Origin of the sequence: Fervidobacterium nodosum Rt17-B1 (assembly GCF_000017545.1) — a bacterium.
GTDB lineage: Bacteria > Thermotogota > Thermotogae > Thermotogales > Fervidobacteriaceae > Fervidobacterium > Fervidobacterium nodosum.
On sequence record NC_009718.1, the window covers coordinates 1377603 to 1397554 of the forward strand.

Annotated in this window: 18 protein-coding genes; 13 read left to right on the forward strand and 5 right to left on the reverse strand. The window is 33.5% G+C overall.

Going from position 1 to position 19952, the window contains the following annotated elements:
- Positions 1-37: 37 nt before the first annotated feature.
- Positions 38-2947: an ATP-binding protein gene (locus FNOD_RS06695; protein WP_011994433.1), complete on the forward strand. Its 2910-nt coding sequence runs from the start codon at positions 38-40 to the stop codon at positions 2945-2947.
- On the opposite strand, the gene FNOD_RS06700 is transcribed toward FNOD_RS06695, so the two are convergent.
- The 5 genes from FNOD_RS06700 to FNOD_RS06720 are packed head-to-tail and all read right to left on the reverse strand — an operon-like array spanning position 2948 to position 8760.
- Entirely contained in the window at positions 2948-4144 is a 1197-nt protein-coding gene (locus tag FNOD_RS06700) for an L-serine ammonia-lyase, iron-sulfur-dependent, subunit alpha (protein WP_041257195.1), read from the reverse strand. It abuts the gene before it with no gap.
- Between the two features lie 31 nt (positions 4145-4175).
- A complete protein-coding gene (locus tag FNOD_RS06705) occupies positions 4176-5117 on the reverse strand; it encodes a methylenetetrahydrofolate reductase (protein ID WP_011994435.1) in 942 nt (313 codons plus the stop codon).
- 30 nt (positions 5118-5147) lie between these two features.
- Positions 5148-5897 (reverse strand): UPF0280 family protein, encoded by a 750-nt coding sequence (locus tag FNOD_RS06710; RefSeq protein WP_011994436.1) that lies wholly within the window; start codon positions 5895-5897, stop codon positions 5148-5150.
- 21 nt (positions 5898-5918) lie between these two features.
- Positions 5919-7286 carry a homocysteine biosynthesis protein gene (locus tag FNOD_RS06715; RefSeq protein WP_011994437.1) on the reverse strand — a complete coding sequence of 456 codons (1368 nt, stop codon included), beginning with the start codon at positions 7284-7286 and terminating at the stop codon, positions 5919-5921.
- Positions 7287-7290: 4 nt separating this feature from the next.
- Positions 7291-8760, reverse strand: coding sequence for an aspartate kinase (locus FNOD_RS06720; protein ID WP_011994438.1), 1470 nt, complete (start codon positions 8758-8760; stop codon positions 7291-7293).
- A 339-nt stretch (positions 8761-9099) separates the two neighbouring features.
- Between FNOD_RS06720 and FNOD_RS06725 the strand changes: the two genes are divergently transcribed.
- The 12 genes from FNOD_RS06725 (at position 9100) to murJ (ending at position 19945) form a co-directional block, all read left to right on the forward strand.
- Positions 9100-9375 (forward strand): acylphosphatase, encoded by a 276-nt coding sequence (locus FNOD_RS06725; RefSeq protein ID WP_011994439.1) that lies wholly within the window; start codon positions 9100-9102, stop codon positions 9373-9375.
- A 15-nt stretch (positions 9376-9390) separates the two neighbouring features.
- Positions 9391-10599, forward strand: a complete 1209-nt coding sequence (locus FNOD_RS06730; protein WP_011994440.1) for an adenylosuccinate synthase — start codon at positions 9391-9393, stop codon at positions 10597-10599.
- A complete protein-coding gene (locus FNOD_RS06735) occupies positions 10599-11333 on the forward strand; it encodes a Mut7-C RNAse domain-containing protein (protein ID WP_011994441.1) in 735 nt (244 codons plus the stop codon). The genes FNOD_RS06730 and FNOD_RS06735 overlap by 1 nt, the downstream gene beginning before the upstream one ends.
- 760 nt (positions 11334-12093) lie before the next feature.
- Positions 12094-12384, forward strand: coding sequence for a hypothetical protein (locus tag FNOD_RS06740; protein ID WP_011994442.1), 291 nt, complete (start codon positions 12094-12096; stop codon positions 12382-12384).
- Positions 12372-12947, forward strand: a complete 576-nt coding sequence (locus FNOD_RS06745; protein ID WP_011994443.1) for a DUF4416 family protein — start codon at positions 12372-12374, stop codon at positions 12945-12947. The genes FNOD_RS06740 and FNOD_RS06745 overlap by 13 nt, the downstream gene beginning before the upstream one ends.
- Before the next feature lie 46 nt (positions 12948-12993).
- A complete protein-coding gene (gene rimO / locus FNOD_RS06750) occupies positions 12994-14280 on the forward strand; it encodes a 30S ribosomal protein S12 methylthiotransferase RimO (RefSeq protein WP_041256954.1) in 1287 nt (428 codons plus the stop codon).
- A complete protein-coding gene (pgsA, locus tag FNOD_RS06755) occupies positions 14273-14833 on the forward strand; it encodes a CDP-diacylglycerol--glycerol-3-phosphate 3-phosphatidyltransferase (protein WP_011994445.1) in 561 nt (186 codons plus the stop codon). The genes rimO and pgsA overlap by 8 nt, the downstream gene beginning before the upstream one ends.
- 18 nt (positions 14834-14851) lie before the next feature.
- Entirely contained in the window at positions 14852-15424 is a 573-nt protein-coding gene (gene thpR / locus FNOD_RS06760; protein ID WP_011994446.1) for an RNA 2',3'-cyclic phosphodiesterase, read from the forward strand.
- Entirely contained in the window at positions 15414-16487 is a 1074-nt protein-coding gene (recA, locus tag FNOD_RS06765; protein ID WP_011994447.1) for a recombinase RecA, read from the forward strand. The genes thpR and recA overlap by 11 nt, the downstream gene beginning before the upstream one ends.
- On the forward strand, positions 16456-16908 hold the full coding sequence (locus FNOD_RS06770; protein WP_011994448.1) for a regulatory protein RecX: 453 nt from the start codon (positions 16456-16458) through the stop codon (positions 16906-16908). The genes recA and FNOD_RS06770 overlap by 32 nt, the downstream gene beginning before the upstream one ends.
- Positions 16908-18461: a ribonuclease Y gene (gene rny / locus FNOD_RS06775; protein WP_011994449.1), complete on the forward strand. Its 1554-nt coding sequence runs from the start codon at positions 16908-16910 to the stop codon at positions 18459-18461. The genes FNOD_RS06770 and rny overlap by 1 nt, the downstream gene beginning before the upstream one ends.
- 53 nt (positions 18462-18514) lie before the next feature.
- Entirely contained in the window at positions 18515-19945 is a 1431-nt protein-coding gene (murJ, locus tag FNOD_RS06780) for a murein biosynthesis integral membrane protein MurJ (protein WP_011994450.1), read from the forward strand.
- Positions 19946-19952 lie beyond the last annotated feature (7 nt).

The window sequence follows — 19952 nt, forward strand, 5'->3', positions numbered from 1 at the left end:
TAGTAGAAACACAATTATTCATCTAATTTTTGCGGTTATGATTCCTCTCTCATTAAATATTATATACATAATTTTAAAGATGAACATAGACTTGACTGCTTTTGGACTGATGGCAAGTATAATTATTCTTTTTTACGAATCTCAAAAAAAGTACGGATTAGATTTTAGAGAAGTAGCAAAGGAGATAACATTTGATTCTACTAATGATATGATAGTTCTTATTGATAAAGAAGAACACATTCTTAGTTACAATAAATCTTTTTCTTCAATGGTAAAAGAGTTTCTTGGTATAGAAGAATTAGCTTACAAAAACATATCAGAGATTTTGTCACAAGAATGTATTTCCGTAATAAGAAATGGTTATGGCATTGTCGAAAAATTTGGTAGATATTTTCAAATAAGTGTTGTTGATATTAAAGAAAAAGTTAAAAACTCAAAATTTGAAGGAAAAGCTGTCTTTTTCCATGAAATAACGGATATTAAAAAATTAGAAGAAGAAGTTATCGCTGAAAGTAAGAAATATCAAACACTCTTTGAATTTTCCCCTCTTGGAATTCTTGTAGAAGATTCTAATGGTAACATTTTAGATGTCAATCCAGAATTTTGTAAGATAAATTGTTTAAGAAAAGAAGAACTAATCGGTCAACATGTATCTATTCTCGCACCAAAGGAAGATTACGAACAGGTTATAAAAAATATCAAAGAAATTATCTCTGGAAAAACCCTTATCCACACAGTTAGAAACCTGTCTCGTAGTGGAGAAGTAAAGTACCTTGAACTATACGAAAGAAAAATAACACTTCCTGATGGTAAAGATGGTATATTGTCTATCCAAAAAGATATAACAAAAATTGTTATGGCACAGAAGGTTATAAAATCGCTTGCAAAATACCAACAGATAATTCTTCAACTTGCTCTAAACATTATAAACACACCTGTTGAAAAGATTGATAAAGAAATTAAAAGAGCAATTGAACTCATTGCAAAAGAATTAAACACAAATAGAATTAGAGTCTATAAATTTTCAGCAGATGGCAGTTTTAATTCGATAAGTAACTGGTTTTATTCTAATAATCCTATTGAAAACACCTTCGTATCGTTTAACATTAAAGATATAAGTGGAAAAGAATTAGATGAACTAATGGCAGGTAAACAATTTTCAATAGCAAAACAAAATGTTTCAAATGAATTTATCAAAAAAATGTTTGGAGAAAATTCTATCTCACTCATTACTCCGATAAAAATAAACGAAAATGTTATAGGTTTCATAAGTGCAGCCTTTAAGGAAGATAGAGCGTTAACTGTTGCCGAAAAGAGGATTTTCTTGTTACTCGCGACGCTACTTGCAAACTCGGAAATCAGAAAAAAATACGAAGAAGAATTAATAAAAGCAAAACAAGAAGCTGAAAAGGCCAATCAAGCTAAAAGCATTTTCCTTGCTAATATGAGCCATGAGATAAGAACTCCTCTTAACGGAATAATAGGATTTACAAATTTACTTAAAGAAACAAAACTTGATGAAAAACAAGAAAAGTACGTTTCGATAATTCTAAAGTCAAGTGAATTATTACTAGAAATAATCAATGATATCTTAGATCTGGCAAAAATTGAAAGTGGTAAATACCAACTTGAACCATTAGAAACAAATTTAAAGATGGAACTCCAAAGCTCACTATTACTATATGAAGCAAAGGCAAAAGAAAAAAATGTTGAATATGAAATAAGAATAGATAAAGAAATAAGCGATTGCTTAATACTTGATAGTGTAAGGTTGCAACAAGTTATGTTTAATCTCATAAACAACGCGATAAAATTTACTCCAGCCGGTGGCTCTGTAAAAGTTTTTGTAAAAAAGATTTCTGAAGATGAAGAGCATGAAAATATAAGATTTTCAGTAATTGATACAGGAATAGGTATTCCAAAAGAAAAACTCGAAAAAATATTTGAACCTTTCGAACAGGCAAGTGTGTCCGTAACGAAAAAGTATGGTGGAACGGGGTTAGGTTTGGCTATAAGCAATTTAATAGTTAGTATGATGGGGTCAAAGATAATTGTAGAGAGCGAAGAAGAAAAAGGAAGTCATTTTTATTTTGATTTAAAATTAAAAAAGTGTTCTAAGAAAGAAATTACACAAGACATGAAAACAATAAAATCAAAAAAGTACAATGCAAAAGTATTAGTTGCTGAAGACTACGAAATAAATAGGATACTTATAGAAGAAATACTAAACAAATACGATATAAAACCAGATTTTGCAGTAAATGGTAAAGAAGCCGTTGAGATGGCATTAAATAAAGATTACGACATTATCTTTATGGATGTATTAATGCCAGAAATGGATGGTATAGAAGCAACAAAGAAAATAAAAGCGATAAAACCTAACCTTCCAATTATAGCACTTACCGCACACGCATTAAAAAGTGTAAAAGAAGAAGTATTATCCGTTGGTATGAATGATTACATAACAAAACCTATAAAAATTGCTGATTTAGAAAGAGTTTTAAATAAATTCTGTAGTCATTTAGAATCGTCTGAAAAAAGTGAAAAAGAAGCGCGAATTTTTAATGCAAATATTGTTGGAGAAAAAAGAGAAATAAACGAAATCGAAAAAGATATAGAAATAACTAAGCAAGAACAAGGTTTTGACGAAGAGTTTATGAAAGAATTAATCAAAATGTTTATAAATTCCACCAAAGAAAGCATTTTAAACATACGGAATGCTTTACCAAAAGTCGATTTTAAGACTATTCAAAGGGAAGCACATAGTATAAAAGGTGCAGCTAGGTCTCTTAACTTCAATAGTATTGGAGAACTTGCTTATCAATTAGAAATAAAAGCAAAAGAAAAAGATGATTCGTTTGATTATGAAACTCATTTAACTCAGATAGAAGAAAAACTAAGAAACGTTATTAATTTTTTCAGAATAAAATACGAAAAGAATAATTAACTAACAATGACCAATAAAATCAATGACATCTTGGTCAAATTGCCTTAGAGATTTTGTTAATAGTTCAATTCTTCTAATAGTTTCTTCAACATCTTTTGCAGCAAAGCCATTTCCACATGGTATATTTGTGTCTTTAAGCGCCAATTTTGAAGCGTTCAGTGCCATTTGTGTACCTATACTTGCTTTCAGTGCACAGCCTCGTTTAGCTCCGTCGCAAGTCATACCAAAAAGCGTCGCTAAAACGTTATTTATAGCATTTTTTATTTGCTCAGCGTTACCACCTGCAAGGTAAGTTATTGCAGCACTACTGCCAGCTGATGCTATGGATCCTGCACCGCACACAGGTGTTAAAACACCTGTGAACGCTTTTATGTAAGTTGTTACAAGAATACTTAACAAAACTGCCTTTTCTATTTTTTCTTCTGGCATTTCATTTTCCCTACCGTACAATGTTGGGGGAACTATCGATGCTATACCCTGATTACCACTACCAGCTACAGTCATTATTGGTATCAATTCGCCATTCATTCTCTCATCAACACCAGCAGCAACATATGCGGGTATTCCTTCTTCCAGTGCATATCCAAAATTCCCTTCTTTTTTTATTCCTTCCCTTGCAGCGTTAACATTGTATTTTATGCCTTCTTTTACAACATTTACAACATCTAAATCAGGATTTTCAATGTATTCAAAGATATCGTTCAAAGAAATTGATTTAACCAAATCTTTCTTAAAATTAACACTCGTTTGAGTGTTTCTTATTTCATTCCCATCAACAACTATTTTGCTAATATTATCATGTGAATCAGTTATTTCAATCAACACTTCGTTATCTGCTTCAAGCTTTGTTTTGATATGGAGATTATACGAATTCTCATAGCTAACTCTTATTTTATCTTTCAATTCATAAGCTTTTGAAAGTACATGTGAATTCACATCTTTGAAAACTTGCAAGCCATATTCTGGTTTTCCTACAAGATACGCAAGAGCTATTGCGAGGTCAAATCCATGTAAGTGAGTACCAGGTATACCTACTTCTAAACCATTTTTATATGTATTTCTGTCCATTATCACATCTATGCTTTTCAATACACCCCTCAAATACCCTTTCCCAACGGCAACCGACAAACCTACAGCAACAGGTTCCGTGCAGCCATACGATAATTTTACATTATCGAAAAATATCTCCCTGATTATACTTCTTTTTGAATTCTCTCCTTCTAAAAACTCAGACATTTAAAATTCCTCCTTCTCTTAGTAACTTCAAAACCTTGCAAACTTCTTCCCCTCGTCCCATCGTAAAAATATGAACCCCCGGAGCATCTTTTTCAAGAAGATTTTTGATTAGTTCAACAGTAAAACGGACACCTATTTCAAATTCTTCACTTTCAGATTTAGCTTCTTCCATTTTTTCAACAAATTTTTGTGGAATATTCACGAAAAACTTCTTTGGAATAGAATAAATTGACTTCTTACTTACCACAGGTTTTACACCCGGTATAATCGGTATATTTATCCCCATACTTCGAGATTTTTCAACAAATTTTTCATAAATTGCTGCATCAAAAACCATTTGAGTTATTATAAAATCAGCGCCATTATCAACTTTCTGTTTTAAAAACCTTAAATCAACGTCTAGATTCGGAGCTTCAAAATGCTTTTCTGGATATCCCGCAACTCCTATACAAAAATTTGTTGGTTTGGCTTCTGTGTAAAGGTATCTCCCATTGTTCATATCAGATATTTGCTTAACCAAATCTGAAGCATATTTATAGTCACTCTTCGCTACAGATTTAACTTCTTCCCCACGCACTACAAAGACATTTTCAACACCCATTATAGACAAGTCTATTAAAATATCCTCCATCTCAAATTTGTTCATACCTTTGCAAACCAAATGAGGAACAACATCGATATTGTACCTTTTCATCAAAGCGGCAGTCAAACCTATTGTTCCTGGTCTTTTTATCTTTTGAACCTTAATTATTCCATTTTCCGTTTCTAAATAATCTATTTCAGACGGATGGCGCGTTATATTTATGAAAGATATGTTATAATCCATCAACTTATCTAAAGTGGCAAATATTTTTTCAACATCTTCTCCTCTCTTAGGAGGGATTATCTCTATCGAAACTATCTTTTCATTTCTTAATTTTTCAACGATTTTCAACGTTTTGCTCCCCCTTCTTGCCAATATAATCTATATTTCGAACCTCACATTCCCTATAACTCCCATTTTTCCATTAATTATAATTACTACCCCATATATTACATCTTCCAAAAAACTTTTTGTGTATTCCAAGACATCTGTAATATCTCCGCTTATTTTTACCATATTTGAAAGTTTAGTTGCAAATCCATCTGCTATTAGTGAGTTTTTGGCTATAACTGTAACGATATCCGCATTACCAAAATTAAGAGAATGACCTATCTTTCCAGATGAACTACACACACCAAATTCTCCAGAACTGAGAACTATAGACAATCGGTTAAATTCACTATCAAAGTTGGAGAATATTCCTATTCTTGTTTCATCGAACGAATTGATGTATATATCACCGCCATTCTCAACGATAACTTTTTTACTTTTGTACTTCTCAATCAAATTTTTACCAACCAACTGAGAAAAGGCACCAGCTACACATGCCATCGGACCTACACCGGCAGTATTTGAAGCTTCTATCATTTTTTTAGCAATTTCTGGGGCATTGCCATCATATCCAATAGGTACCAAAGAAGTTTTAAATTCCTTATTTTTCCTTATATAGTCTTCCAACTCATTGTAAAGTCTTTTCACAGTTTCATACGTAAAATCGAGCATTTCAAGGTCAAAATTGTCAACTCCTACCCAGATATCCGTGTACTTGTACTTAACAAAAAAGCCTGTGATATCTTTTGAATAACTTTCCCTGTAAAACCTTTTAACAATAGGAATTTTACTTGATTTCATTTAAAATCCCTCAATAATTTTTTAATTTTCTGATTTCTCGTAAGGTAATCTTATACCTTGAGGACAAGAATCCGAACACAATAGACAATAAGTACACTTTGAAGCATCGTATCTAACTTCTCTATTTTCATCAAAATAAAGTGCATTGGTACTACACAAACTAACACACGCGCCGCAATTCACACAAGTTTTCTCGATTTTACTCTTCAAAGTTATATAGTTTTCTCTCATAGGTTCATCTACAATTTTTTTATCTGAAAGGCTTTTTAATTTTCTTTCCTCGTGGAGTTTTTCAACTGGATTAGTCAAAAAGAACATACCTTCCTTTATCCAGTTTTTCAATATTTTAGAAATATCTCTAGCTTTATTCAAACTTGATAATGAACTTGTTTTAACTTTTTTACCATTTATTTCAACATATCCGCTTTGCAGTTCTTCATAATTAACTACTTTTATTGTTGGTTTATCAATTTTCGAATAGTCTTTAATTTCTGTTTGTATGTCTCTGTTTGATAAACTAACATAATAAGCTATTTCTTCGTTTAATATGGGGATTGGAATCCCAACACCAACAAATAAAGTAACTCCATAATTTTTAAAGTACGCGCCTTTAATAAACTCCGTACTCATTTTTTTAGCATCCCCAACAAGTGCCAAGGTTCTTGAAGGTACAATTGGAATACCTTTGTCATTTATTTTAACAACGTTTCTAAACTGAGTACCATACCATGAAACGTATCCTATACCACCACCTAAGAATATCCTTGTACCTACACCAATTGTAAGCATCTTCGGATCTTTTAGAAGAGGACTAAGCTCTCCAGAAGTTGAATAAGTTACATTTCCATAGTTTGGTAATAACTTACCCATGTAAGTGTAAATTGTTTCATCTGAGCTATTTGTTGCTGCAGCGTAATTTTGATAAGCATTTCTTGGGTTAAACAAGAAAAAATCATTTATCGTTTCTTTATTAATGTATGTTTTAAAATATTTTCCCGGATAACAATCTGTACCTTTTCCCCAAGCTTCAAGTAATATATCTTCTCCCTTTATTAAAAGCTCAATTATATGTCCACCACCAAATGACTTATCATATTCAGATTCTTGAGTGGCCCCAATATATCCGTCTACAGCAGCAATTCCTCCGTAAACTCCAACACCTCCTAAGTTTATCTTTTCCATCCTCATAGGTGGTAAAGTATGCCCAAAGTTAATAAACGCACCGCTTGAACACATCGGAGCAAAAGTTCCTGTTGTAACGACGTCGACTTTCTTCGCAACCTCTTTTATGCCTTCTTCCTTAGCCATTTTAACAACTTCTTCAGCTGTTAAAACCACAATTTCACCTTTTGCTATTTTATTATTTATTTCTTCGATTGTTTTTGCCATAGTATTAATTTACCTCCTTAATTTGACTATCTTCATCTTCAAAAAATTCTTTGTGTACCAACTTAAATGCTTTTTCTCCATCTTTGGAATCTGTAATAAAGTAAATTGAAACATCTGAAGCTCCTGCTGATATCATCTCAACATTAATGCCTCCACGACTAACTGCTCCAAAAATTTTAGAAGCTATACCGTGGGCATCAAGCAACCCTTCACCAACAACTGCTATTAATACCTTATCTTTTTTAAATTTTATTTCTTCTATCTCTTTTAATTTCAGACTTTCAGATAACTTCAAAACCTTATCTAAATCACTCATGGATATGATTAAATTTATCGAAGTTTGAGAAGTAATCACAAACTTTATGTTCACACCACTTAAAGCCACACGTGAAGCTATTTCTCCAAGTATTCCAGGAACTCTTCCAAAATTGTGTCCTTTGAATTGAACAATTGCGATGTCGTTTGTCATAGAAACACTTTTTATGCAATTAGCCGTGTAATCTCTAATATGCTCTAATTCATTTCCTTCACTATAATCTTTTATTACTGTAAAATTGATACGATTGTCTAATAACAATTCATAACTTTCCAACTTTTTTAAATCTTCGATACTACAAATATACAATGGAATGGATTTTAACCTTAAAGGTTCTACTGCGCTATGATGAAGTACTTTCGAACCAAAATAAGATAATTCATCAGCTTCTTCGTAATTTAGCATTCTTACAATCTTAGCGTTTGGCGTTATTTTTGGGTCTCCGGTAAGGAAACCTAGAACATCTTTAACGAGAATCACAGAATCCGCATCTAAACAATATCCTAAACTAGTTGCAGTATAGTCACTTCCACCACGTCCAAGTATTGTAATATCACCATTGGTAACTGACTTACCGTAAAAACCAGGTACTATAAAATCACCACTTTGCCATTCACTAATGCTTTCAGCTAGAGCAGATTTACTCTTTTCTAATAATACACTTGAATTACCATATCGACCATCTGTGATTAGAAAATTTTCTGGATATGCGATCTTAAATTTCATTCCATATTCTAGAAGTAACTTTTCCATTATAACAGCGCTCCATCTTTCTCCGGAACTAACCACCTTGTCATATACAAAATCTGGAACTCTGCCTATCATTTTTGAAGCGTAAAGCAAATTTTTTAGGGAATAAATCTCTTCTTTAATCAGATACATATCTTCTTCGGTAAAATTTGCAAATTTCAAGTGATAATTGTGAATGTCATTTAAAAAAGAATCGATATTTAAATTTGTTATATTTTTTAAAGCCTCTATAAGTTTATTTGTTATCCCCTTTAGTGCACTTACAACGATAACAAGTTGATGATCTTTAAAAATTTTATTTTTCAAACTAACTATAATCTTTGAAATATCAACTAGGCTTTCTGGAGAGTCTAAAATAGATCCCCCAATTTTGATAATTTGAAATCTCCTTTTCCATGTTTGATTCACAGAATCGCACCTCCTTTTTGTTTAAAATTTTGCTTGAATTTTGTTAGAATGTGTGGTATAAAAAAAGCGGTCGGGTTTCTTCAACCCGACCGCTGGTTTTTTGTAACAGCAAAATGGTGTACCTATAATTTCCAGCGGTCGGTACACCACATCATCATAGCCATCATATTAACATTTATCGTAACGATATTCATAAGAGAATATTTTTCTTTTAGCTTAGACACACAATCACCTCAAGCCAAAAATTTCTTTGAAATAGATTATATAACAATTACTCGAAAAATCAAGAGCTTTATTTGTATGCAGTAACAAATAATAAAAAATTTGGAGGTGTCCTCCATGTTAGAAGTTTGGAAAAAATGGAATGTAAGAGGTGTTGTTCAAGGTGTTGGTTTTCGCCATTTTGTCAAAAACGTTGCAAGAGCAATAGGTGTCAGAGGTTATGTGAAAAATGAAGACGATGGAAGTGTTACAATAGTTGCTGGAGGTAACGATGAGCAAATAAAAGAGCTCTTTAGAAGAATCATGGAAGGAAATGGTTGGAGTTACATTTCCGATTACGACGAAATTGATTTACCAAAACAAGAATACAAAGACTTTCATGTAGAATTTTAGAGAGGAGATGGTTTGATGAATATAGTCTGCTATGGATTACAGTGGGGGGACGAAGGAAAAGGAAAAGTTACGACATATCTTTCAAGAGAGTTTGACTACGTTGTACGGTACAGTGGTGGAAGCAACGCAGGTCATACTGTTAACTACGGTGAATTTAAACTTGTCCATCACCTCGTACCATCTTTTGATATAAGAGGAAATACCAAAGCTTACATAGCAAATGGTGTTGTCGTTGATCTTGATGTTCTTATTAAAGAAATCGAAGAAATTAAAAAAATTGGTTTTGATGTATACGATAGGATAAATATTTCATCACTTACTCACATTGTTTTACCGGTTCATAAGATGTTAGATGAAAAATTAGAAATTGCGAAAGGCGAAAAAGCTGTAGGGACAACAAAACGTGGTATAGGCCCTGCTTACGCCGATAAAGTGCATAGGATTGGTCTAAGATTGGTTGATTTATTTGATAAAGAAACAGCTTTAGAAAAATTAAAATTCATTTCCAAGATGTATAAAAATCTTTACGGTATAGAATGGGACGATTATGAGATACTCTTTGAAAATTTTGAGAAATTATCAAGAATTATAGTTCCTCCTCTTGAGATGAAGGAAGAATTAAAAAATGCTAATGTTCTTTTTGAGGGAACTCAGGGTGTTTTACTTGATATAGATATGGGAAGCTATCCATATGTAACAGGTTCTTATTGTAATACAACAGGCGTGGAAAGTGGACTGGGCTTTCCAATAAAAATTGACAAACGAATAGGTGTGTTTAAAGCATATGTAACGCGTGTTGGTAAAGGTCCATTTCCAACAGAACTATTTGGTGAAGAAGCCGAAAAGATTAGAATAGCTGGTAGAGAATTTGGTGCTACTACAGGTAGACCAAGGAGATGCGGATGGCTTGATTTGCCAATATTGAGGTACGCAATTGAAACTTCTGGTTGCGATGAAATGATAATGACAAAAGCAGATATATTATCTGGATTGGAAAAAGTTAAAGTTGGAATTAGATATCTATCGAATGGGAGAAAGTTTGAAATCCCTAATGATATATCTATGATAGATAAAGTCACTGTTGAATACATCGAGTTTAACGGTTGGAAAAATCTTGAAGATGACAATTTTGCTAAATTTGTAGATTTTATTGAAAGAGAAACGGGTTTAAAAATTGCCTATATATCTACTGGTGAAAAAATTGATGATATCAGAAAGGTCTGATGCGTTTGAAGGTATCCATAAGAATATTTGGATCTTTGTCTGATTTAACTAAGGGAGTTTACTATTTTGAGATTAATCCTGGAGTAGGTCAAACAATAAAAGATTGTATTGAACGCCTCGGTATTCCACATACCGAGGTTTATTTTATTACTTTAAACGGTAATTTTGTAGATTTTTCTAAGATTGTCGAAGATGGTGATTTTTACTGTGTTTATCCTCATTGCAATCTAGAAATCGATGAGAACTATTCTTTAACTCCTAGATTCAAAGGAGAACCAAGATTTGTTTTGGATATACATTTAGGAAAGCTTTCGAAATTGCTCCGAATGTTTGGTATATACGCTGAGTATGGTTTAGTTGACGATTTTCAAATAGTTGATAGAGCAAAGAAAATTGGTGGAATAATACTTACAAGAGACAGAAAACTTCTTATGCGAAGAGATATCGTTTATGGTTATATAATTCGAAGCGATTTTCCAGAAGAGCAGTTAAAAGAAGTTTTTGAAATGTACGAGCTTATGAATTGGGTGAAGCCTTTCTCACGTTGCTTGGAATGCAATGGGGAGTTAGTCGTTGTTGATAAGGAATCTGTTTCTGGTAGAGTTCCTCCACGTGTTTTTGAGATGCATGATGAATTTGCTATGTGCGGTAATTGTGGAAAAATCTATTGGAGAGGAACGCATTACGAGCATATGGCAGCTTTAATAAATGAATTTATAAAACAAATTCAATGAAATTCTTGAATTTATCAATACATGTTGCAAACTAAATTGTTTTTGTTTTCCTTGTCCAACTATAGTCATAGAACTATATATTATATATTACTTATTATATATACTATATAGGGTGGTAAATTGGTAAGTTTACACGGTGGTAACACAAAAAGGTACAATTCAAAGGGCTTTATGAATTTTTTTGAACGTACCATCTTATTCATAAAAACTTACCGCAAATGGTAAATTTCTCCAAAAATTGTTTATTCATAAGTATTTGTGTTTGGTAAATTTTTATAAAGCATATGAATAAAAAATTTTTCGAATGTTTTTTCTCAAAATTCATGGTAAAAAAATTTTCAATTGGTAATTTTGGTAAGTTACTTGTTGAGACTTTTTCTCAATTAACTATATATAGTCGACTAACTTTTATAAATACTATATATTGTATTAAAATAATTACCACTAAGGGTAAAAACTTACCAAAAATATACCATAAATATACCAACACTATATATTGTGTTTAATTTACCAATTTATGTCAATATATAGTATACTAATGAACTTAAATAATATGGTTTAAAAGTTTTATAGAATTAAAAAAATTAGTTTTAGATTTTGAAGTATTCGTAAGCATCTAAGATATTTGTAAAGTTAAAACGTTTCGTGTTCATTTTTTTATTTTTTGGTGTATAATTATTTGGGTAAAGTGTATAATAAGTATAATAAAATGTACTTTTGGTTTTAGAGAATTGAAAAAATAATTTTGTAGGTGGTTTTAGTGTCTGAAAAATCTATAAGGGTTTTGTTTTATGTTATGGCACTCGTAAGTGTTGTGCTATTTTTGTTTTTACTCATATATGTTAAAAAGATTAAAAATGAGCCTTTAGCTATTATTGAAGGAATTTACGGTAGTGTTTTTTTGGATGGTAGACGTTATGAAGGGACCGTAATTCTTGAGCCGAATAAGACATATGAGGTTATAGGTTCTGCAACGATAAGTCAGTTTGGAGGCAAGAAGAAAATTGTTAATTTGCAACACTTTGAGGTGAAGGTTGTATGGGAGAAATAAGAATTGTTGAACCGGTTAATTTGGTAATTTTTATGTTTTCATCTCACCTAGACTATTGGTTTGATGAGATTAAACCCGAACTAATCAAACATTTTGGACCAATTGACTATATTAGTAAGCCATTAGATTTCGAAAAGTATACTTTGTATTACAACGAGGAAATGGGTTCAGGAATATTCGGTAGGCTTATAAGTTTCGAAAGATTAATACATCCTTCGATGCTTTCGATAATCAAAGTAAAGACTAACGAGATTGAGCAAAGATACGCGGTTGATGGTAATAGAAGGTTTAATTTGGATCCGGGGTATATGCACCATATGCAGTTTGTTCTCGCAACAACGAAAATGTGGCCACACAGAATTTACATAGGTCACGGTATATATGCAGAGCCGACGCTCATGTATATAAACGGCAGATGGAAAGATTACGATTTTACATATCCAAACTACAAAGAGCAGGTTTATAAAGATGAGCTGACGAATATAAGAGAGCTTTATTTGGAAAAGAGAAAGAACTTTTTGAATAATCTATCAAGAAGTAAAAAGCAGAGAGTCAGAGAGTGAACTAGAAAGATAAATTGTAAAGGGAAAGAAAAGGAAGGTGGCTTTTTTGAAATTATATGTAATTGTTCTTGGTTGTGCCAAAAACGAGGCGGATTTTTCACTTTTTAAGTACCATTTGAAACAGTTAGGTCATGAAGTAGTTGATGATGTTGAAGATGCAGATGGTGTTGTTATAGATACTTGTGGTTTTATAGTGGATGCCAAGCAAGAGTCTATCGATACAATATTAGAGTTTGCAAGTATTAAAAAACAAAAGCCCGATTTCAAAGTATATGTAACTGGCTGTTTAGTTCAAAGATACCCCAAAGATTTGCCATTGGAAATACCGGAGGTTGATGGCTGGTTTGGAGTTATTCCTCCAAAGAATTTGGCTGAAAGTATTAACAAAACAAAAAAATATATAACAGATCCTGTGGCAGTTTATGAGTTTGAGGGAAGAGTTGATAGTGATTTACCTTATGCGTATGTGAAGATAGCAGATGGATGTGATAGAGCGTGTACTTTTTGTACAATACCAAAGTTCAAGGGGGGTTTTGTAAGCAGAAAACTGGAAGATATAGAAAAGGAAGTAAGATATTTAATTGAAAATGGTAAGAAAGAGATAGTCCTTGTGGCACAAGATACGACAGGTTACGGTGTAGATTTATATGGTAAGCAAATGCTTCCAGAGCTTCTTAAAAGAATTAACGATATTGATGGAAACTTTTGGATTCGTGTTATGTACATGCACCCTGACCACGTAACTGATGAAATTCTAAAAGGTTTTTCATACGAAAAAGTTGTTAAATATTTTGATATACCAATCCAACACAGTAGTGATAATATACTTAAACTAATGGGAAGAACGAAAAGTACGAAAGAACTTGAGGAATTATTCGATAAAATAAGAAGTTTATATCCTCAAGCGGTTTTGAGAACCAGTATAATTGTTGGTTTTCCTGGTGAAACAAAAGATGATTTTGAGCAACTGATAGATTTTATAAGAACTATTGAATTTGATAGGCTTGGTGGATTTGTGTATTCCGACGAAGAAGACGCCGCATCGTATAATTTACCTAATAAAGTTTCTTTGAAAACAGCTCAAAAAAGGTTAGACACTTTGATGGAAGTTCAGGCTGAAATTTCGTTTTTAAGGAATCAAAGATTGGTTGGAAAAGTTATCGATGTTTTGTTTGAAGAAGAAGTTAACGGAGTAATCATCGGAAGAAGTTACATGGATGCTCCTGAAGTTGATGGGAATGTTTTTGTAAAAGGTCACGGAATTAACAGGTTTGGTAAGGTAAAGATTACAGAAGCAGATACTTACGATTTGGAGGGGGAATTGGTTGAATAAGGAGAATTCGACGACTTCAAGGAAATCTGTTTTTAACATTCCGAACACAATAAGTTGGTTAAGGATAGCTCTCACTGTTGTGATAGTTTTGCTAATGTATTTTGGAAAAAACTTACTCGCGTTTGTGTTTTTCTTAATTGCGTCTATCAGCGATTATTTCGATGGTTACTTAGCCAGAAGGCTAAAACAAGTTACAAGTCTTGGTAAAGTACTCGATCAAATGAGTGATAAAATATTAATCACATCGATTCTTGTTGTTTTTGTAGAACTCCATATTGTACCAAGTTGGCTGGTTGTTATAATTATTTTAAGAGACACACTCGTTAGTGTTGTTAGAATGTTAGCGTCAGAATCTGGAAGAATCGTTGCGGCAAATATCTTTGGAAAATTGAAAACAGTGTCTCAGATGATACTTACGATAGGACTGTATATCCAGCTCTTGGGTTTTCGGATAGAAGTGTTCACCACAGTATTAATTTACTTTGTGGCTGTTGTAACGGTACTTTCTGGAGTTATTTATCTTTACCAAAATCGAGAATTTCTCAATAAGTAATATTTTGGGGGTGTTGTGGTGAGAACATTTGTGGCTATTGATATAAACGAAGAAATTAGAGAGATAGCCAAAGAGGTAATAGATAAACTTCAGAATATAGGGTTTAAAGCCAATTGGTCTAAGCCTGAGAATCTTCACTTAACGTTATTTTTCATGGGAGAGATGGATGAAAAAAGCGTAGATTTTATGTCGCAAACTTTGAACAAAAGGATGTACGGTTTTCCATCTTTCAGCACATCTTTGAATGGGTTTGGCTATTTTAAATTTAAGAACTCTCCAAGAGTTTTGTTTTTAAAACTTGAATCAACTAAATCTCTTCAAAAGATGTATTTGGAGATGAAGTCTGAATTGAACAAACACAAGATAAAGTATGATGATCAAGGGAATTTTGTCCCTCATATAACTCTTGGAAGAGTAAAAGAGTATCCAGACAAGTGGGAAGAACTTGTTTCTCAAATAGAAATTCCTAAATTAACGTTGGTCATTGATGGATTTACTGTTTACAGTTCCACTTTGACACCGCAAGGACCTATCTACAAGTGGATCTACAAATCAAAGTTTGAAGGAGGTTTGATTAAAAATGTCAGATGAAATGAAAAAAGATGTTTTAAAAAAAGCTATAAGCAAAATTGAGAAGACTTATGGTAAAGGTTCTATAATGGTTCTTGGTGAAGGCAACCTTGTTCAGGAAATAGATGTAATACCAAGTGGCTCGTTGGCAATTGATATAGCGTCAGGTGTTGGTGGATACCCAAGAGGCAGGATTATAGAAATATATGGCCCTGAATCAAGTGGTAAGACTACCATCGCTCTTCATGCCATCGCATCGGTTCAGAAACTCGGAGGAATAGCAGCTTTTGTTGACGCAGAACATGCTCTTGATTTAAACTATGCAAAGAACCTAGGTATAGACCTTTCGGAATTACTTGTTTCTCAACCAGATTACGGTGAACAAGCGCTGGACATTGTTGATGAACTTGTAAGGAGTAACGCTGTTGATTTGATAGTTGTCGATTCTGTAGCTGCTTTAGTGCCAAGGGCGGAAATTGAAGGTGCAATGGGTGATGCACAAATAGGTTTGCAAGCAAGACTTATGTCTCAGGCTTTGAGAAAATTGGCAGGAAATGTCAATAAATCAAAAGTTGTGGTTATTTTTATCAACCAAACGCGTATGAAAATAGGTGTCATGTACGGTAACCCTGAAACAACAACAGGTGGAGTTGCCCTGAAATTTTACGCAACAATGAGAATAGAAGTAAGATCTGCCGGGAAAATTGTGGAAGGTAACGAACATATAGGTAATGAAGTGAATATTAAATTCGTGAAAAACAAGGTTGCACCACCATTTAGAACAGCAAGTGTTGATATAATATACGGAAAGGGTATAGTCCGAGAAAACGAACTGTTTAATATAGCAGTCAATGAAGGTTTGATAGATAGGAGAGGAAGTTGGTTTACTTACGAAGATCTTAGTGGCAAGGAACACTCTCTTGGACAAGGTAAATCTAATGCTGTTAATTATCTTGTTGAACATTCAGAAGTTGCCGATGAAATTGAAAAGAGAATTAGAGAAAAGTATTTAGCAAAACCAGATCAAGTATCTCAAGAGAAAGATGGAGAAAATGAAAAATTACAAAAACAAGCAACAAAGTGAACGTTCCAGTGAAATTCAGTCACGACAACAAAAAAAAGATCCATTCAATATCGCTTTAAGATTCATAAAATTTAGGGCAAGGTCTGAGTGGGAAGTTGCGAATAAGCTCAGACAGTATGGTTTTTCGGAGGAAGTTATATTAGAGGCTTTAAAGAAGTTAAAAGAAAGAGGTTTCATCGACGATGAGAAATTCGCTTACTTATACGCATACGATAGTCTTGTAGTTCGTTATAAAGGTCCTTATAGGATTCGCTATGAGCTAAAACAGCTCCACGTTGATGAATATATTATAGAAGATGCTATAAATAAAGTCTTAAATGAGGTAAATGTAGATGAGATAATCGAAAAACTTACTCAAGGTCTTGACGAGCATAAAAAAAGAGAAAAACTTTACAGACAAGGATTTGGAGGTGAATGGTAATGGAATGGTTGATATATATAGTTATATTATTTGTTGGAATAGCGGCAGGTGCGTTTTTTGGCATTTCGGTTGGAAGAAAAAGAGCGGAAGAAGCTTTGGAGAAAAAGCTCAAAGCAGCTAAAGAAGATGCTGAAAGCATAATTAAAAGTGCAGAAAAAGAAGCAAGTGAAATAAAGAAAAAGGCTATAATCGAAGCGCGTGAGGAAGCTCATCAAATTCGCGAAGAAATAGAAAAAGAAAGAAAAAAGCGAGAAGAAGAGATAAAGCAACTCGAAGAAAGATTGCTTAAACGTGAAGAAATGCTGAGTAAACGCGAAGAGCTTATCGATAAAAGGGAAAATTATGTGGAAAATTTAAAAATAGAGCTCGAATCTAAAGCCAAAGAGATAGAAGAAAAGGCAAAGGAAATCGAGAGGAGATTTATAGAGCTCGCTGGTATTACACATGAACAAGCAAGAGAAATAGTACTTCAAGAGGCGAGAGAAAAGTACGAACATGAAATTGCTAAATTCTTTGTCCAGATAAAGACAAGATACGAGGATGAAGCCGATAAGTACGCTAAAAAAATCATTGCTGATGCTATTCAAAGATATGCACCAGAATACATAGGTGAAGTAACGATTAGCACTGTTGCTTTGCCAAATGACGACATGAAAGGTAGATTGATAGGTAGGGAAGGTAGAAACATAAGGACATTTGAAAAGATAACAGGTGTGGACCTTATAATAGATGACACACCAGAAATGGTTACTTTAAGCTCGTTTAATCCATTAAGAAGAGAAGTTGCGAGAAGAACTATCGAAAAACTAGTTCAAGATGGTAGAATACACCCAGCAAGGATAGAAGAGATGTACGAAAAAGCTAAGGCAGAAGTTGAAAGAGAAATAAAAGAAGCAGGACAAGACGCGGTTATAACAGTTGGTGTTGGAGGTTTACATCCAGAGATTATCAAATTGCTTGGTAGATTGAAATTCAGAACAAGCTACGGTCAAAATGTGCTAGCACATTCGGTGGAAGTTGCACAAATCGCAGGTTTGCTTGCAGCCGAATTAGGTTTGAATGTAGACAAAGCCAAAAGAGGAGGCTTACTCCACGATATAGGTAAGGCGATAGATCACGAAGTCGAAGGTTCACACACCGATATAGGTGCTGAAATGTTGAAAAGATATGGTGAGTCTGATGAGATAATTAATATGGTTATGGCACACCATGGTCAAGAAGAACCAATAACACCAGAAGCGGCTATAGTAGCTGCTGCGGATGCAATTTCAGCAGCGAGACCTGGGGCAAGGCGTGAAGACGTCGAAAATTACATCAAACGTTTGATGAAACTTGAAGAAATTGCAAAGAGTTACAAATATGTTGAAAATGCGTACGCAATACAAGCTGGTAGGGAAATAAGAGTTATAGTCCAACCAGATAAAACGGACGATGCGACAATAGAGAAACTTGCGCACGATATAGCAACAAGAATAGAAAACGAACTACAATATCCCGGTGTATTGAAAGTTGTAGTTATAAGAGAAAAAAGATCGGTTTCTTACGCTAAGTGATAATATTTAAAAAATAACAAAAAGTCGAAGATACATTTTGGAGGAAAATATAAATGAGCATTCTTGCAAGTAGTTTAGCATTTGCAATAGCTACATTTCTATCAAGAATACTTGGCCTTGTCAGGGATATGTTAATGGCTTCGAAATTTGGAACATCCTGGCAGGCGGATGCTTATTTCGTAGCGATACTATTTCCTTTTTTTCTTAGAAGAGTCTTTGGTGAAGGTGCTATGACTTCAGCTTTTGTACCACTCTATTCGGAATCAAAAGAAAAAGACGAATTTCTTTCTTCTGTACTAACGTTATTTACGCTTATTCTTTTGATAATAGTTATAATAGTGATGATATTTCCAGATATAGTAATTTACCTTTTCAGTTCTGGTGCGGCTCCTGAAACGAAACAACTTATAAGGAAACTAACACGAGTAACAGCTCCTTCAATATTGTTCATTTTTTGGTGGGCTATTACTTATTCTATAGAAAACACCAGGGGAAAATTCTTTTATCCGGCGCTAACACCGATTATTCCAAATATCGTAATCATTATTTCTTTGCTTCTACCAAAAGTTGGTATTTACGGCCCAACTTGGGGTTTTCTCATAGGTGAAATTGCAGCGTTTGCAGCATTAGCCTATCCACTGAAAAGGCATAAGCTTAAATTTACTTTCAAGTACGCTCGAGAATTTCTTCAGTATTTTTGGCCAAGTTTTCTCGCGATGTCAATCTCTCAAATAAACAGTATAGTTGATACGAACGTTGTCTCTTATTACAGTCAAGGTAAAGGTGGTGGAGTTTCGTATCTCCAATACGCATCAAGATTTTACATGTTACCTTACGGATTATTTGGAGTAGCGGTGGCAACTGTTATACTTTCAACGATAAGCAACGACAGAGAAAACTATACGAAGCATTTAAGAAAAGGGATAACATCGACGATGTTTTTTACAGTACCCGCAGCGGTAGGGCTAATCGCACTTTCTAAGCCTATATTAAGACTGTTCTATGAGTACGGTCAATTCACAGCGCAAGACACAAAAATGACAGCTTACGTTCTTAATGCTTATGTTTTGGGGTTACCATTTTACGGTATATACTCAACAATGGCTCGTGCCAGACATGCGGTAAAGGATATGAAAACACCTCTCAAGGCAACTTCTATCGTTGCTATCACAAATGTTATAATGGACTTGCTCGTCGGTCTTAAGTATGGCCCTATAGGTGTTGCTTTAGCCACGAGTGTGGCAGGTATCATTGGATTTGTTTACTTACTGCTTAAAGAAAAGAACAAAAAACTTTTCGAAAAAGATGATTTGTTCATTTTAATCTCATCTATAATAATGGGTATAGCCACTTACTATTTTTCACTTATTTCTTCAAGAAGATACTGGGCGATAATCTCGACGATTTTTGGAGCGGCTGTATATTTACTTGTTTCGTCGATCTTTTTTAAAGATAGAATAAAAGAATTCTTAAAAAGAAGATAGAAGATAT